Source organism: Streptomyces sp. JJ66 (genome assembly GCF_019303495.1).
Taxonomy (GTDB): Bacteria; Actinomycetota; Actinomycetes; order Streptomycetales; family Streptomycetaceae; genus Streptomyces.
On record NZ_JAEVFI010000017.1, the window covers coordinates 43461 to 58095 of the forward strand.

13 protein-coding genes and 1 pseudogene are annotated in these 14635 nt (G+C 73.3%); 3 read left to right on the forward strand and 11 right to left on the reverse strand.

All coding sequences use genetic code 11. The annotated features are described in order from the left end of the window. Positions 1-6 precede the first annotated feature (6 nt). Both JJV70_RS14590 and JJV70_RS14595 read right to left on the reverse strand, forming a co-directional pair. Entirely contained in the window at positions 7-1695 is a 1689-nt protein-coding gene (locus tag JJV70_RS14590) for a DUF885 domain-containing protein (RefSeq protein WP_219048382.1), read from the reverse strand. Between the two features lie 91 nt (positions 1696-1786). Beyond that, positions 1787-2272 (reverse strand): Lrp/AsnC family transcriptional regulator, encoded by a 486-nt coding sequence (locus JJV70_RS14595; protein WP_219048383.1) that lies wholly within the window; start codon positions 2270-2272, stop codon positions 1787-1789. Positions 2273-2331: 59 nt separating this feature from the next. On the opposite strand from JJV70_RS14595, the gene JJV70_RS14600 reads away from it, so the two are divergent. Continuing rightward, complete coding sequence (locus JJV70_RS14600) at positions 2332-3570, forward strand: PLP-dependent aspartate aminotransferase family protein (RefSeq protein WP_219048384.1); 1239 nt, start codon at positions 2332-2334, stop codon at positions 3568-3570. Here JJV70_RS14600 and JJV70_RS14605 read toward each other — a convergent pair. Continuing rightward, positions 3494-4861 carry a GNAT family N-acetyltransferase gene (locus JJV70_RS14605; RefSeq protein ID WP_219048385.1) on the reverse strand — a complete coding sequence of 456 codons (1368 nt, stop codon included), beginning with the start codon at positions 4859-4861 and terminating at the stop codon, positions 3494-3496. The two genes, JJV70_RS14600 and JJV70_RS14605, sit on opposite strands and share 77 nt — an antisense overlap. A gap of 665 nt (positions 4862-5526) precedes the next feature. Here JJV70_RS14605 and JJV70_RS14610 point away from each other — a divergent pair. Then, positions 5527-5841, forward strand: coding sequence for a chaplin (locus tag JJV70_RS14610; RefSeq protein WP_219048386.1), 315 nt, complete (start codon positions 5527-5529; stop codon positions 5839-5841). Positions 5842-5968: 127 nt separating this feature from the next. Here the strand turns inward: JJV70_RS14610 and JJV70_RS14615 are convergent, their stop codons facing one another. Both JJV70_RS14615 and JJV70_RS22820 read right to left on the reverse strand, forming a co-directional pair. Further along, positions 5969-6796, reverse strand: coding sequence for an alpha/beta fold hydrolase (locus JJV70_RS14615; RefSeq protein WP_219048387.1), 828 nt, complete (start codon positions 6794-6796; stop codon positions 5969-5971). Positions 6797-6949: 153 nt separating this feature from the next. Next, positions 6950-7111 (reverse strand): annotated as a pseudogene (locus JJV70_RS22820) (SDR family NAD(P)-dependent oxidoreductase); the annotation flags it as partial. Positions 7112-7303: 192 nt separating this feature from the next. On the opposite strand from JJV70_RS22820, the gene JJV70_RS14625 reads away from it, so the two are divergent. Beyond that, positions 7304-8035 carry a GntR family transcriptional regulator gene (locus JJV70_RS14625; RefSeq protein WP_219048389.1) on the forward strand — a complete coding sequence of 244 codons (732 nt, stop codon included), beginning with the start codon at positions 7304-7306 and terminating at the stop codon, positions 8033-8035. 80 nt (positions 8036-8115) lie between these two features. Here JJV70_RS14625 and JJV70_RS14630 read toward each other — a convergent pair whose 3' ends face one another. From JJV70_RS14630 to JJV70_RS14655, 6 genes are all read right to left on the reverse strand, one after another. Next, positions 8116-9261, reverse strand: a complete 1146-nt coding sequence (locus tag JJV70_RS14630; protein ID WP_219048390.1) for an ROK family protein — start codon at positions 9259-9261, stop codon at positions 8116-8118. Between the two features lie 107 nt (positions 9262-9368). Further along, positions 9369-9659, reverse strand: coding sequence for a hypothetical protein (locus tag JJV70_RS14635; protein ID WP_219048391.1), 291 nt, complete (start codon positions 9657-9659; stop codon positions 9369-9371). A 134-nt stretch (positions 9660-9793) separates the two neighbouring features. Then, positions 9794-11224: an adenylosuccinate lyase gene (gene purB / locus JJV70_RS14640; RefSeq protein WP_219048392.1), complete on the reverse strand. Its 1431-nt coding sequence runs from the start codon at positions 11222-11224 to the stop codon at positions 9794-9796. A gap of 11 nt (positions 11225-11235) precedes the next feature. Beyond that, positions 11236-12018 (reverse strand): SGNH/GDSL hydrolase family protein, encoded by a 783-nt coding sequence (locus tag JJV70_RS14645; protein WP_219048393.1) that lies wholly within the window; start codon positions 12016-12018, stop codon positions 11236-11238. Positions 12019-12088: 70 nt separating this feature from the next. Further along, complete coding sequence (locus tag JJV70_RS14650; protein ID WP_219048394.1) at positions 12089-13123, reverse strand: hemolysin family protein; 1035 nt, start codon at positions 13121-13123, stop codon at positions 12089-12091. Next, entirely contained in the window at positions 13120-14460 is a 1341-nt protein-coding gene (locus JJV70_RS14655; RefSeq protein ID WP_219048395.1) for a hemolysin family protein, read from the reverse strand. Before JJV70_RS14655 ends, JJV70_RS14650 begins: the two co-directional genes overlap by 4 nt. Between the last annotated feature and the right edge of the window lie 175 nt (positions 14461-14635).

The following is a 14635-nucleotide window of genomic DNA, read 5'->3' on the forward strand; positions in this document are numbered from 1 at the left end:
CGGGGCTCACAGCAGCGCCAGCTCGCGGCCCAGCTCGTCCAGGCCCAGCGAGCCCTGCGACAGCGCGGCCATGTGCCACGCCTTGGCGTCGAACGCCGCCCCCCGGGCCGCGCGCGCCGCCTCCCGCCCGGCCAGCCACACCCGTTCGCCCAGCTTGTACCCGATGGCCTGGCCCGGCTTGCCCAGGTAACGCACCAGCTCGCTGTCCAGGTAGCCGCGCGGGAGCCCGCTGTGCCGGGCGAAGAACTCCCGCCCGAGCGCGGGCGTCCACCGCTCACCTGCCCCGAGCGGCGCGTGGCCGGGCACCCTCAGCTCCAGGTGCATGCCGATGTCGATGATCACCCGGATCGCCCGCAGCATCTGCTCGTCCAGGTAGCCCAGGCGCCGCGCCGGGTCGGTGAGAAAGCCGAGTTCGTCCATCAGCCGCTCCGCGTACAGCGCCCACCCCTCGACGTTGGCGCTGACCAGGCCCAGGGTCGTCTGGTACCGCGACAGGCCGTCCGCCACGTGGGCCCACTGCGCGAGCTGGAGATGGTGCCCGGGCACGCCCTCGTGGTACCAGACCGAGACGAGTTCGTGCACGGGGAAGCGGGTCCGGCCGAGCGTGGGCAGCCAGGTGCGGCCGGGCCGGGTGAAGTCCAGCGACGGACCGGTGTAGTACGGGGCGGCGGCGGTGCCGGGCGGCGCGATCATCGACTCCACGCGGCGGACGCGTGCGGCCAGGTCGAAGTGCGTGCCGTCCAGCGCCAGGACGGCCTCGTCCATCAGCGCCTGCAGCCACGCACGCGTCGCCTCCACGCCGTCCACGGCGGGCCCGTGCACAGCCAGGTGCCCCAGCGCCTCCCACGGCGTGGCCGCCCCGGGGAGCACCTTCTTGGCCTCCGCGCGCATCTCGGCGTGCAGCCGGTGGAATTCCGCCCACCCGTAGGCATAGGCGTCCTCCAAGTCCAGGTCGGTGCCGTTCCAGTAGCGCGCCCCCCGCACATACCGCTCCCGTCCGACGACGTCGGCGCCGTCCTCGACACCGGGGCCGTACACCTCGCGCAGCCAGCCGCGCAACCGGTCCACGGCGGCGTCGGCGAGCCGGGCCGCGGCGGTGAGTTCGGCCCGCAGCGCGGCCGGGCCGTCGGCGGCGAAGACACTGAACCAGCCCCCGCCCGCGCTCCATTCGCCCAGCTGCGCCACCATCGCGGCCACCTGCCGCGGTCCGCCCGGCAGCCGCCGCTCCAGGCCCGCCGCCAGCGACGCGCGATATCCCTCCAGCGCCTCGGGTACCGCCCGCAGGCGCTGGGCGACGACGGCCCAGTCATCCGCGTCCGCCGTGGGCATCAGAGAGAAGGCCAGGCGCACCGTGTGCGCGGGTGACCCCAAGTTGGTGACGGCGCGCAGGTGTTCATGGGCTTCGTAGAGGGCCAGCTGGGCGTCCAGGCGTTCGCGCAGCAGGCCGGCACAGCGGCGCTCGGCCGGTGTGCCAGCGCCCGGCTGGCTCTCGGCCTGGGCGAGCCTGGCGAGCGTGGTGCGCTGGAGCGCGGCGATCGCCTCCCGTCCCTCCGGGGAGAAGTCGGGCAGCCTGCCGTGGCAGCTGTCGATGCCCAGCGACGTGCCCTGCACGGGGTCGAGTTCCACGTAGGCGTCCACGTAGGCGTCGGCGAGCTGGCGGGGGAGCGGCGCGGTCGGGCTCAGCGTTTCGGACATGCCCCCATCCTGGCCTGCCGTTCGCCGTTCCGTCACCGCGACGCGGATGCCGGGTTCGTCCCCCTGAACCGGTCAACGGCCGGTGGCGCACTCAGGGTTCGTCCGGCTCCGGCGGCAGCAGCGGCCCGCACGACCACTGCTGGAAGATCAGCCGGGTTTCCACCCGGGCCACCTCCCGCCGCGAGGTGAACTCGTCCAGCACCAGCCGCTGAAGGTCGGAAGGGCCGGTGACGGCCACGTGGATCAGGTAGTCGTCGGGGCCGGTGAGGTGGAACAGCGCCCGCGACTCCGGCAGAGCCCTGACCCGCTCCACGAACGGACCGATCAGCTCCCGGCGGTGCGGCCGCACCTGCACGAGCAGTAGCGCCTCCAGCGAGCGCCCGAGCCTGGCCGGGTCCAGCCGCAGCGCGTGGCCGAGGATGAGCCCGGTGCGGCGCATCCGCGCTACCCGGTCCAGGCAGGTGGACGGGGCGAGCCCCACCGCCTGGGCGAGGTCGCGGTAGGTGGTCCGGGCGTCGTTCTGCAGGAGCCGCAGAATCTCCAGATCCACCGGATCGAGACGGACGGAATCGGACATCGGCCGAACGTAGCACGGCTCCATGCCGCTACGCCCCGGTAACTGTTCACTCTGCTCTCATGGACACGACATGTCACACCCCGGGTTTCCCCGACGGCCACGACCTCCCCGCCACCTCCGGGGCACTGGCCACCCGTGCCGTGCACGCCGGACGCGAGGACCTCGCACCGCTCGGTCTGCACGCTCCTCCGCTGGATCTGTCCACCACCTACCCGAGCCCAGACAGCCGGGGTGAGGGAATGCGCCTGGACGAGTTCGCGGCCACCGGCGCCGAACTGGAGGGCCCGCCCGTCTACGGCCGCCTGGGCAACCCGACCGTCGCCCGCTTCGAGCGGGCGCTGGCCCGGCTGGAGGGCACCGGGGCGGCCGTCGCCTTCGCCAGCGGCATGGCCGCGCTCACCGCCGTGGTCCTGGCCCGGTCGGCGGCCGGAATGCGGCACGTGGTGGCGATCCGGCCGCTGTACGGCTGCAGCGACCACCTGCTGAACAGCGGCCTGCTGGGCACCGAGGTCACCTGGACAGACCCCGGCGGCGTCGCCGCGGCCATCCGCCCGGACACCGCGCTGGTCGCCGTGGAGACCCCGGCCAACCCCACGCTGCGCGAGGTGGACCTGCGGGCGGTCGCCGACGCCTGCGGCGAGGTGCCGCTGCTGGTCGATAACACCTTCGCCACCCCCGTTTTGCAGCGCCCGGCCGAGCACGGTGCCCGGCTGGTACTGCACAGCGCGACGAAGTACCTGGGCGGCCACGGCGACGTGCTCGGCGGCGTCGTCGCCTGTGACGAGCAGTTCGCCCGCGACCTGCGGCGCGTCCGGTTCGCCACCGGCGGCGTCCTGCACCCGCTGGCCGGATACCTGCTGCTGCGCGGACTGGCCACGCTGCCGGTGCGGGTGCGCGCGCAGTCGGCGACCGCGGCGGAACTGGCGCGCCGCCTGGCCGCCGACCCCCGCGTCGAGCGCGTGCACTACCCGGGCCTGGGCGGGGCGATGGTGGCCTTCGAGGTCACGGGTGACCCGCATGAGGTGATCGCCTCAGTCCAGCTGATCACCCCGGCGGTCAGCCTCGGCAGCGTGGACACCCTCATCCAGCACCCCGGCTCGATCAGCCACCGGATCGTGGGGGAGGAAGACCGCGCCGCCGGAGGCATCAGCGAGAGGCTGCTGCGCATGTCCGTCGGCCTGGAGGACGTCGAGGACCTGTGGCAGGACCTGGACGCCGCCCTCAGCGGTGTTCGCTCCCGGCCGGCGACGCCGGAAACGGCGAGGACGCTGACGGCACCGGAACCAGCGGCGCACTGAGCACCATCGTGCCCTCCTCGATCTGGTAGTCCAGCGGCAGGCCGAGGCCGCGCATGGTGGCCACCATGCCGGTGTTCGCGGCCCGGGTGACGGCGTAGACGCTCTCGCACCGCGCCTCGACCGCCAGATCCACCAGCCGTCGCAGCAGCTCCGCGCCGATGCCGCGCCGCTGCCAGGCGTCCTCCACCAGCAGCGCCACCTCGGTCTCGTCGCCGTCCCACAGCAGGTGACCGAGCGCCACCAGGCGGCCGGACGCGGTGTGCACGGCCAGCGTCCGGCCGTAGCGCGGGGACAGCAGGTGGGCGAGGTAGCGGTCGGCGTCCTGCACGGGGCCGTGGTAGCGCGAGGCGAGGGTCCCCGCCGAGCACCGGGCGTGCATGGCCAGGGCGGCGTCCAGGTCACCCGGCTCGGCCCGGCGGATGGTGATGGCGTTGCCCTCGGGCAGGGTGAGCACGTCCCGGCGGCGGGGCACCCGCTGGCCGAGCCCTGCGTCCAGCGCCACGAGCGCCCGGGCGCGGGCGAACTCCGTCGGAGTGAAGGGCAGCTGCGGCCGTTCCACCACGATCGTTCCCCCGGCCGGGTCGGGCAGCCGCAGCACGGTGTCCTCCAGCACCCCGCCGGGTGGTACCTGCTGCTGTGACGGCGTGCCGTGCAGCGAGACAGCGGGCCGGGAACGGATGGTGCACCGCCCCAGCAGCTCCCGCAGCGCCAGCGGCAGTTCCGCGCTGTCCAGGGCGGTGCGGGTGGCGAGCGCCAGGGTTCGGGTGGGGGCATCGACCAGGTCGTGGGCGTCCGCGCGTTCCACCCAGGTCTCGCGTCCCCCGCCTGATACGGCTAGCGCGGTGAGCTGCTGGGCCTGGATCCCGTCGGGGGCACGCAGCAGGAACTCGTCCACCGTCGCCGCGCCGAGCGGATGCGTCTGCAGGGCGAGGATGTCGATCCGCTGGCGTGCCATCGAGGTGCACAGGGCGGCCAGCGCGCCCGGCCGCTCGGCAACGGTCGTCCGCAACCGCCACAGCGCCGTGGCCGGTCCGTCCACACGCCGTGCGGCGGCCTCCCGCGCTGTGCCGGTGCCGGTATCGAGCCCGGTGTCCCCGGGCGGTGTGCCCCGCCTTCGCCGCCGGGCCCACCACAGGCGGCAGCGGCGCAGCGCCGTGGCGGGCGAGACGGGCGGGCGGTTCGGGAATGCGGTCATCCCCCCACCCTGAGCCACCGGTGTTGCGGCGCCACGAACGGTTCGTGACCGGTGAGTTAAGTGACGATCAGATGATTTAGAAGTCATTTCTGCCATTTCAGCCATCCAGCGCGGTCAGTGCGGAGGGTTGCGCGTCCCGCGGGGCGATCGGCCCAGCGGCGGCCGCGTCAACGAGCCCGGTCCTCGCGGGATTCCAGTCGGTGGTGAGGAAGCGCGCGCCCTCCGGTCGTGGGCCGACGCGGTGGGAGGCGTGGTCAACGCCCCACTGCCCGCAGCCCGTTGCCGAATCGTAATGCGTGCGCCCCGGCCGGGGAACCGGGCGCGGGGCATCTCGGCCGGAGGCCCGGCACCGCGTGCGGCTTGATCCCGTCGCGTGTCGCTCCCGGCGCACATCACCCGCCGCCCTGTCCCACACCACCCCGGCTGCCGCCGCAGCCCGGCGCGCGTATCGGCGGATACGCCCACCCGGGCGGACGGCGGTGCGAACGTCCAGGTCACGGGCGCGTCGCTCGGTGGCCGACACGGTGCCTGATCACCCGTCCGCCCCGCGATGGGGTACCTCGTCCGGGGGCGTCACCCCGCCACCCGGCCCACCCGGGTGACGGCCGGAGTGCCGCACCTGACCGCTCGTTGCTGCTTTCGGGTGAATATCGCCCCATAAACCAGGCCGTAACCGGGTGGACGGCGAAGCACCCACGATCCTCGGCTGTGAACCAAGTGGCTCATCCGCAGCCGCCCCACCAATCTGAAGGAGAACCACCATGCGTCGCATGGCGAAGTCCGCGGTGATGCTCGCGGCAACCTCCGGCCTCGTTTTCGCCGGTGCCACCAGCGCGACGGCCGACGCCGACGCCGACGGTGCCGCGGTCGGCTCGCCGGGCGTGCTCTCCGGCAACGTCGTCCAGGTGCCGATCAACGTGCCGATCAACATCTGCGGCAACACGGTGAACGTCATCGGGCTGCTGAACCCGGCCGCGGGCAATGTCTGCATCAACGGCGACTTTGAAAAGCACGACAAGCACCACAAGCACGGCAAGCACCACAAGCACGACGACTACGGCCACCACGGCTGGTGATCGCCGGAGGTACGGGGGGCCGGACGCCTGACCGGGCGGCCTGACCGCCCGTCTCCGTGACCGTGGGCCCCCGCCGACCGGTGGGGCCCACGGTCGCTCCCGGCACCGGCCGGGCAGCGAAAACCGGTCAGCGCGCGGTCTCCGAGATAACACGGACCACCTGGGCCGGATCGTCGTTCATCGGCACGTGGCCACAGCCGCGCAGCCGTACCAGCCGGGCGCCGGGAATCGTCCGCTTGGCGCGCAGGCCCTGCCGGGGCAGCAGCAGGCGGTCCCGGTCGCCCCAGGCGATGGTTACCGGCACGCTGGTCACATCGTCCCGGAACGCCGCGGCCCGGCCCGCTGCCAGGGTGCGTGCGAAGCCCGGAGCGGCGCGCAGCGCCCGCAGCTCCGCTTCCACCGCTGACGGGGCTCGCAGGGAGGGCTTGGCGTAGATCGTGCCGGTGAGCGCGAAGCGTCCCGCAGCCGTCCGTGCCAGGCGGGTGACCAGTGCCTCGGGCAGCCCCCGGGCGCCCAGCCGCATGCCGCGCAGCACCGTGAAGGCGTACCTCCGCTCGGGCTCGTTCCAGAACCCGCCCGGGGACAGTGCCGTCACCGAGCGGGCGTGCCCGGCCCGGCCCATCCCGAGTGCCAGCATTCCGCCCAGCGAGTTCCCCGCGACGTGCGGGCGGACCGTACCCAGTGCCGTGCAGGCCCGCGCCAGCACCTCCACCACGGAGGGCACATCGTGGGCGTGGTCCGGCGGCAGCGGCGTGGACTGCCCGAAGCCGGGCAGATCGAGCTCGATGACGTCGTAGGAGGCTGCTAGCGCGTCGGAGACCGGTTCCCACGCCTGCAGGTGATGGCCGATGCCGTGCAGCAGCAGAAGCGGTTCACCCGTTCCCCGGCGGCGGTAGCACAGGTGGACGTCCGACGCCCCGGCGGGCACCGTCAGAACGGACAGCGTCTTCGCCATGGGAACTCCTCGTCGTGCGCGCGCCCTTCACGGGCCGCCGGGCCGGCTACTTGCTGGACACTTTGTCAGCAAGTTCGCCCCGGGGGAAGGCCCGGACACCGCGGGGTGCGATCCGCTGCCCCCACACCACGCCGCACCGGTTGCGGCCCATGTCCGGCCGTCGGCCGCACGCACGGCGGCTGCCGACCGTTCGACCGCCTCGGCGTCCTGTCGGAACCCCACAGCCACGTCGTGCCCCGAGGCGGCCAGCCGCACGGCCACCGCCGCTCCGATGCCCCGGCTTCCTCCCGTCACCACAGTGATCTGCCGCTCCACAGCCCCCTCTTCCGTCCGTCCCGTGCCGTCCGGCCCTGTGGTCGCCGACGCTATCCCATTCAACCCCAGGCAGGCCCGGTCGATTGGTCTTGACCAGAGGGTCATGCGGTTCTAGGGTCACAAGCCATACGCAACAAGATTTAAAAAAGATCGCAGTATTACAGCCAGCGCGAGGCGATTGCGGAGGACAGGGTGGGGACCACACGGGCGGAGCCGGTGCCGGAGCCGAAGTACTGGCACGTGAAGACAGTGCTGTCCGAGGCGCTGGAATCGGAGTTCGCGGTAGGCCAGGTCCTGCCGAACGAGCGCGATCTCGCGGCTCGCTACGGCGTGGCCCGGGCCACGCTGCGTCAGGCACTCGAACAGCTGGAGCTGGAAGGCCGGTTGCAGCGCCGCCGTGGTGTGGGCACCACGGTAGCCCCGCCGCGCATGGGCGTGGAGGTGACACCGGGCCCGGACGGCTGGCCGGGTCTGGCCGGTGACGCCTGGCACGTCGAGGACTGCGCGTGGCAGACCGCACCCGCAGCGGTCAGCCGGCTGCTGGAGGCTCAGGAGAGCGCGTCCGTCCACGTGTTGCGGCGGGTGCGGACCGAAAGCGGCCAGCCGGTGGCCACCGAGGTGCTCTACGTGCCCGGTTCGGTGACCGGTGAGGTCCCCGCCACCGGAGCCGCCCGCGGGCACGCCGTCCTGCGCGCCCTGCACCGGGGGAAACCGCAGGCGCAGGAGCGCTCGGTGGAGCTGGGCTCGGTGCCCGCGGACGACGCCCGCCGCCTGGACCGGCTGCCCGGTGCCCCCGTCCTCGTCGTCACCACGCGGTACCTGTCGGACGCCCGCACCGTGGCCGTCGCCGTCGCCACCTACCGGGCGGACACCTGTCGCCTGACCTTCGGCGACCGGGGCCCGGTGGACCTGCTCGCGAGCTGAGTCCGCACGCGCTCACCGCTGAACGGCGCTCACTTGGTGCCGTCCGGTGCCGTCATCAGGCCCGGCCCGTGGCACCGGGTCTACGGCGTTTCCGCCACCGAGAACAGCCGCTCCTCGACGTGGTCGAGCGCCAGACGCAGCGCGCCGGTGGCCACCGCCTTCTCGCCCAGCCCGGACAGCTCGATCCTGGGGGGTCGCAGGCAGTACCGCTCCAGTTCCCGGCGCAATGGGTCCAGGACGCCGTAGAGCCCGGCCGTCCAGCCGCCGACGACCACCAGTTCCGGATCGAGGGCGAGGACGAGCGCGGCCACCTGGTGCACTAGCCGCCGCACATACCGGTCCACGGCTTCGCTCGCCCGCGTGTCACCGGTCCTCGCCAGCCGGAACACCTGGGCGACGGCTGCCTCGTCCAGCGGGTGCAGCGGGTCCTCGGTGGTGGACAGCAGCCGTTCGGGGAACGCCTCGCGCCCCAGCAGGTGCAGGGCACCGATCTCCCCGGCGGCGCCGCCGAAACCGCGGTGCAGCCGTCCGCCGATCAGCGAACCTGCCCCGGGGCTCAGCCCGGCGAGCACCATCACCACGTCGTCGCAGCCGTGCGCCACACCCTTCCAGCGCTCGCCCAGCACCGCCGCGTTGGCGTCGTTTTCCACCAGGACGGGGCAGCGGAAGGACCGGCCCAGCCGCTCCCCCAGCGGCAGCCCGGTCCAGCCGGGCAGTGCCGTGCACAAGGTGAGCGTGCCGTCGGCGCGTACCACGCCCGGGGTGCCGACGCCGACGGAGCGCAGCGTGGCGCGGGGGACGCCGGTGCGGCGCAGCAGGTCGGAGACCCCGGCCCGCACCCGGGCCAGCCGCTCGGGCGGCCCGGCCTCCTGCGTCACCAGGCGTTCCTGGGAGCCCACCACGTGCCCGGTGAGGTCGCTCAGGACGGCGGTCACCCGGTGCGGGCCGATCTCGATGCCCAGCGCGTGTCCCGCTTCGGCACGGAACCGGAAGCGGCGCGCCGGACGGCCCTGGCGGCGGGCGGCGGGACTGGCGGGGGCTTCGGCGACGAGGCCGGTCTCCACCAGCCCGTCCACTACCCCTTCGACGGTGGGGCGGGACAGGCCGGTCTGCCCGACGAGGTCGGTGAGGGTGGGAAAATTCTCCGCCCCGCGCAGCGCCCGCAGAACGACGGCGGAGTTGATCCTGCGCAGCAACGACGGGTCCCCGCCGGTGAGCCTCCCCACTGCCTTTCCTCCCTGCGCCGTGCACGTGGCCCGGATCGTAACCGGTGCCGTCCGTGCACGGCGAGCAGGTGGGGTGTCGTCACCGCCGGGTCACGTGCCTGGCGGTGTCACGGACGGCGTACCAGCCGTCCGGCGACGAGGTGGCCGAGGAAGAGGTAGACTAGGGCGGCGAGCCCGTAGCCGCAGACCACGCGGGCCCACTCGGCGTCGAAGGTGAACAGGTCGTGCGACCAGGCGGCCAGGAAGCGGGCGGCGTCCTGCACAAATTGCACCAGGCCGTTGGCTGGGTTGGCGTCGAGCAGGTACAGAAGAATCCACAGGCCCAGGATGAAGGCGCAGATGTCGGCGATGAGCGCGATGGCTCTCGCGGCCCCGAGGTAATTTCGTCGTGTGGACATGACAGCATTCTGGCCGCTGCCCTCCTCCTGAAACCCGCCGGATTCCGTGTCCTTGCCACGGGTACGGCCGGGGCACCGCCGAAGCCACCCGGCGCCGCCCGAACCGTCCGGGACGTCGGCCGGCCACCGCGGCCCTACAGGATGTCCCCGGGCGTGTACGCGGCGGCCTTCGGGTGGAGCCCGGTGATCTCCTCGACGCGGGTGAGCACCGCGGAGACCTGGTCCCCGGCCGCGCCGGTGAAGGACAGCCGGTCCGCCATCAGCTCCTCCAGACGCGCCCGGTCCAGCGGGACGCGCTCGTCCGCGGCCAGGCGGTCCAGCAGCTCGTTGCGCTCCGCCCCCGCACGCAGCGCCAGCGCGGAGGCCACCGCGTGCTCCTTGATGGCCTCGTGCGCCACCTCCCGGCCCACACCGGAGCGCACCGCGGCCATCAGCACCTTGGTGGTCGCCAGGAACGGCAGGTAGCGGTCCAGCTCCCGGGCCACCACGGCCGGGAACGCGCCGAACTCGTCCAGGACCGTCAAGAACGTCTCCAGCAGCCCGTCGAAGGCGAAGAACGCGTCCGGCAGCGCCACGCGGCGTACGACCGAGCAGGACACGTCGCCCTCGTTCCACTGGTCACCCGCCAGCTCACCAGCCATCGAAACGTAGCCCCGCAGCACGACCGCGAGCCCGTTCACCCGTTCACACGAGCGAGTGTTCATCTTGTGCGGCATTGCCGAGGAGCCGACCTGCCCCTCCTTGAAGCCCTCGGTCACCAGCTCCTGCCCCGCCATCAGCCGGATCGTCTTGGCCAGCGACGACGGCGCGGCCGCCAGCTGTACCAGCGCGCTGAGCACGTCGTAGTCCAGCGAGCGCGGGTAGACCTGGCCGACGGAGGTGAAGCGGTGCGAGAAACCCAGGTGGGCGGCGATGCGGTCCTCCAGCTGCGCCAGCTTGTCCGCGTCCCCGCCCAGCAGGTCCAGCATGTCCTGAGCGGTGCCCACCGGGCCCTTGATGCCGCGCAGCGGATAGCGTTCCAGCAGCTCCTCCAGGCGCCCGTAGGCCACCAGCAGCTCGTCGGCCGCGGTGGCGAACCGCTTGCCCAGCGTCGTCGCCTGCGCGGCCACGTTGTGCGAGCGCCCGGCCATCACCAGCGCCGCGTGCTCCCCGGCCAGCCTGCCCAGCCGGGCCAGCAGCGCGACGGCGCGGTCGCGCACCAGCTCCAGGGAAAGCCGGATCTGCAGCTGCTCGACATTCTCGGTCAGGTCGCGCGAGGTCATGCCCTTGTGCACGTGCTCGTGCCCGGCCAGCGCGTTGAACTCCTCGATCCGCGCCTTCACATCGTGCCGGGTGACCTGCTCACGCCGCGCGATCGACGCCAGGTCCACGTCCCCGAGTACCCGCTCGTAGTCGGCCAGGGCCTGCTCCGGCACGTCGATGCCGAGGTCCTTTTGCGCCCGCAGCACCGCCAGCCACAGCCGGCGCTCCAGCGTCACCTTGTATTCGGGGGACCACAGCTCGGCCAGCTGTGTGGAGGCGTAGCGGCTGGCCAGGACGTTCGGGATGCGCGGCTTGTCAGTCACGCTCCCGGATTCTACGGGGTGTCCTCGCAGGCCAGCGGCGTCAGGTCCGGGCGTTTGGGCAGTCGGCCGTCGCCCGAGGAGCGCCCGGTCAGACGGCGCGCGATCCACGGCGCGAGGTGCTGGCGGGCGAACTGGAGGTCCGCACGCCGCCGCAGGTGCCAGGCGGGCGGCACGAAGACGGGCAGCGGCTCGTCCCAGTCGCACTCAGCCGCGCGCCCCAGCCGCTGCCAGACGGCCTCGGCCACCCGCCGGTGCCCCTCGCCGGTCAGGTGCAGCCGGTCCTCGGCCCACAGCCGCGGGTCGCCCAGCGAGGCGGACGCGTACAGATCGACCACCAGCGCGCCGTGCCGTTCGGCCAGCACCTCGATGAAGCCGAACAACTGCTCCATGCGGGTTCGGTACCGCTCCAGCACCGGTCCGCGGCGGCCGGGGCTGCGCATCAGCACCAGGTGCCCGCAGGCCGGGGCCAGCCGCTCCACCGACTGTTCCAGCAGCCCGCACACCCGTCCCATGTCGCACGACGGGCGCAGGACGTCGTTGAGCCCGCCCACGAGGGTCACCAGGTCGGGCCGCATCGCGACGGCGCGCGGCACCTGCTCATCGGCGATCTGCTGGATCAGTTTGCCGCGCACGGCCAGGTTGGCGTAGCGGAAGTCCCGCGCCCCGGCGGCCAGCCGCCGCGCGAGCCGGTCGGCCCACCCGCGGTAGACGCCGTCCGGACCCGGGTCCGACATGCCTTCGGTGAAGGAGTCCCCGAGGGCGACGAAGCTGCTGATCTGCGCTGGGTTCTGCATGGCCGGGCCATGCTACCGATCCGTGACGATCACCGACTGGCCGGTATCCCACCGGTGTGGAAGCCCCCCGTCAGCGTGCACCCGTGCCGTCCGCCGGGTCGCCGCCCACCAGCTCCCGCAGCACGTCCTCCATCGTCACCAGCCCCACCGCGCGGCCATCCCCGCCCACGACCGCCGCCAGGTGGGTACCGCTCGCGCGCATCGCACCCAGCACATCGTCCAGCGGTGTCCGCGCCCGTACCCGCGCGATCGGACGCAGCGCCGACGGGGGGAACGGGGCGTCCCGCACCGGGGCGTCCAGCGCGTCCTTGACGTGCAGATACCCGGCGGCCCCGCCACCGGAGCGCACCACCGGGAAGCGTGAGTACCCGGTCCGGGCACACAGCTCCTCCAGCTCCTCAGCCGTCACACCCAGCGGGGCCGTCACCACCCGCCGCCCCGGGCGCACCACCTCCGCCACCGGACGGCGGCCCAGCACCAGCGCGTCGCGCAGCCGGGCGGTGGCCCGCTCGTCCAGCAGCCCGGCCGCGCTGGAGTCGGCCACCAGGCGCGCCAGCTCCTCGTCGGAGAACGCCGACTCCACCTCACTGCGCGGCTCCACCCGCAGCAGCCGCAACAGGCCGCTTGCGAGCGTGTTGATGCCGAAGACCACCGGGCGCAGCGCCCGTGTCAGCGCGGCCAGCGGCGGGCCCAGCGCCAGCGCGGTGCGCTCCGGCTCCGCCAGCGCGATGTTCTTCGGCACCATCTCGCCGAACAGCATGTGCACGTAGGTGGCCAGCGCCAGGGCGATGACGAACGAGACCGTGTGCGTCAGCGCCCCGGAGAGACCCACGGCGTGGAAGAGGGGTTCCAGCAGGTGCGCCATCGCCGGTTCGGCGACGATGCCCAGGACCAGTGTGGTGAGCGTGATGCCGAGCTGGGCGGTGGTCATCAGCTGCGCGACGTGCTCCAGCGCCCACAGCACGCGGCGCGCCCGGCGGTCGCCCGCCTCGGCCCGCGGCTCGATCTGGCTGCGCCGCACCGAGATCAAAGAGAACTCGGCGCCGACGAAGAAGGCGTTGAGCAAGATCATCGCCGCGCCGGTGAGCAGCTGCAGCGCGGTCATCCGCCGTCCTCCGGCTGATCGATCCCGGGCGCCTGGGCCGGGCCCCGCAGCGACAGCCGGGCGGCGCGCCGCCCTTCGACGCCGGTCACCGCGATCCGCCAGCCGGAAACCGCCACCTCATCGCCCGGCTCCGGGAGACGCCCCAGCTCGGTGGCCACCAGCCCGGCCAGCGTCTCGTAGGGGCCTTCGGGCAGATAGAGGCCGATCTCGGTGAGCTGGTCCGCGCGGGCCGCGCCGTCGGCGTCGTAGTGGACGTGTCCGTCCGCGTCCGTGCCGCGGCGCACCAGGCCGGGCGGCTGGGTCGGGTCGTGCTCGTCGCGGACCTCCCCGACGACCTCCTCGATGATGTCCTCCAGCGTCACCACCCCGGCCGTGCCGCCGTACTCGTCGACCACCACGGCCAGGCTGCGCCGCTCGGAGAGCTCGTCCAGCAGACGGTCAGCCGCCAGGGACTGAGGCACCAGCAGCGGTTCGCGCCGCAGTGACTCAAGCGTCCGGCGCGACCGCTCCCCGGCGGGCACCGCGAGAACGTCTTTGACGTGCACGAACCCCACCACCGTATCGAGGGTGTCGCGGAAGACGGGGAACCGGGAGTGGCCGGTGGCGCGGCTGGCGTTGGCCACGTCCTGGGCCGTCGCCCGCGCGTCCAGGGCGTACACCCGCACCCGGGGTGTCATCACATGCTGGGCGGTCAGGTCCGCCAGCCGCAGGGTGCGCACGAACAGCTCCGCCGTGTCCGCCTCCAGCACGCCTTCCCGGGCCGAGTGACGGGCCAGCGCGACCAGTTCCTGCGGGGAGCGGGCCGAGGCCAGCTCCTCCGTGGGCCGCAGCCCCAGCCGGCGCAGCGTGCGGTTCGCGGTGTTGTTCAGGTGCCGGATCAGCGGGCGGAAGGCGGTGGAGAACAGCCGTTGCGGGGTACCGACGCCCCGGGCGACGGGCAGCGGCCGGGCGATGGCCCAGTTCTTCGGCACCAGTTCGCCCACCACCATCAGCACCACGGTGGACAGCGCTGTACCCAGCACCAGCGCCGCCGAGGAGGCGACGGCGGGGGACAGTCCCAGGTCCCGGGCGGGGCCGGTCAGCAAACTGGCGACGGACGGTTCGGCGAGCATGCCGATCAGCAGGCTGGTCAGGGTGATGCCCAGCTGTGCTCCAGAGAGCTGGAACGTCAGCGTCCGCACCGCCGCGAGCGCCCCGGCCGCCCCTGGCTCCCCCTCCGCCGCGGCCCGTTCCAGCAGGCCGCGTTCCACCGTGGTGAGCGAGAACTCCGCGGCGACGAACACCCCGCAGCCGAGGGTGAGCAGCAGAGCCAGGCCGAGCAGCAGGACCTCACTCATCCGCCCACCGCGCCCCGCCGCGGCCGCCGCGCCCTCTCGCGCGGTCGGCACCCCGTGCGCACAGGTCTGTCCATGCCGGGACGCCTGCCCCTTTCGTCACGTTATCGCCAGTTTCCCCAGCGTACGCGATCACTCCCGCACGGCATCCGCTGGCGCCGCGACCTCGCCCCTCTGG

Bases quoted from the DNA above. Each gene is read 5' to 3' on its own strand.
- JJV70_RS14610 (WP_219048386.1), top strand. From the start codon at position 5,527: ATGCGTCGCATGGCGAAGTCCGCGGTGATGCTCGCGGCAACCTCCGGC.
- JJV70_RS14635 (WP_219048391.1), bottom strand. From the start codon at position 9,659: ATGTCCACACGACGAAATTACCTCGGGGCCGCGAGAGCCATCGCGCTC.
- JJV70_RS14605 (WP_219048385.1), bottom strand. From the start codon at position 4,861: ATGGCAGAAATGACTTCTAAATCATCTGATCGTCACTTAACTCACCGG.
- JJV70_RS14595 (WP_219048383.1), bottom strand. From the start codon at position 2,272: ATGTCCGATTCCGTCCGTCTCGATCCGGTGGATCTGGAGATTCTGCGG.
- JJV70_RS14650 (WP_219048394.1), bottom strand. From the start codon at position 13,123: ATGACCGCGCTGCAGCTGCTCACCGGCGCGGCGATGATCTTGCTCAAC.
- JJV70_RS14590 (WP_219048382.1), bottom strand. From the start codon at position 1,695: ATGTCCGAAACGCTGAGCCCGACCGCGCCGCTCCCCCGCCAGCTCGCC.
- JJV70_RS14655 (WP_219048395.1), bottom strand. From the start codon at position 14,460: ATGAGTGAGGTCCTGCTGCTCGGCCTGGCTCTGCTGCTCACCCTCGGC.
- JJV70_RS14600 (WP_219048384.1), top strand. From the start codon at position 2,332: ATGGACACGACATGTCACACCCCGGGTTTCCCCGACGGCCACGACCTC.
- JJV70_RS14615 (WP_219048387.1), bottom strand. From the start codon at position 6,796: ATGGCGAAGACGCTGTCCGTTCTGACGGTGCCCGCCGGGGCGTCGGAC.
- JJV70_RS14645 (WP_219048393.1), bottom strand. From the start codon at position 12,018: ATGCAGAACCCAGCGCAGATCAGCAGCTTCGTCGCCCTCGGGGACTCC.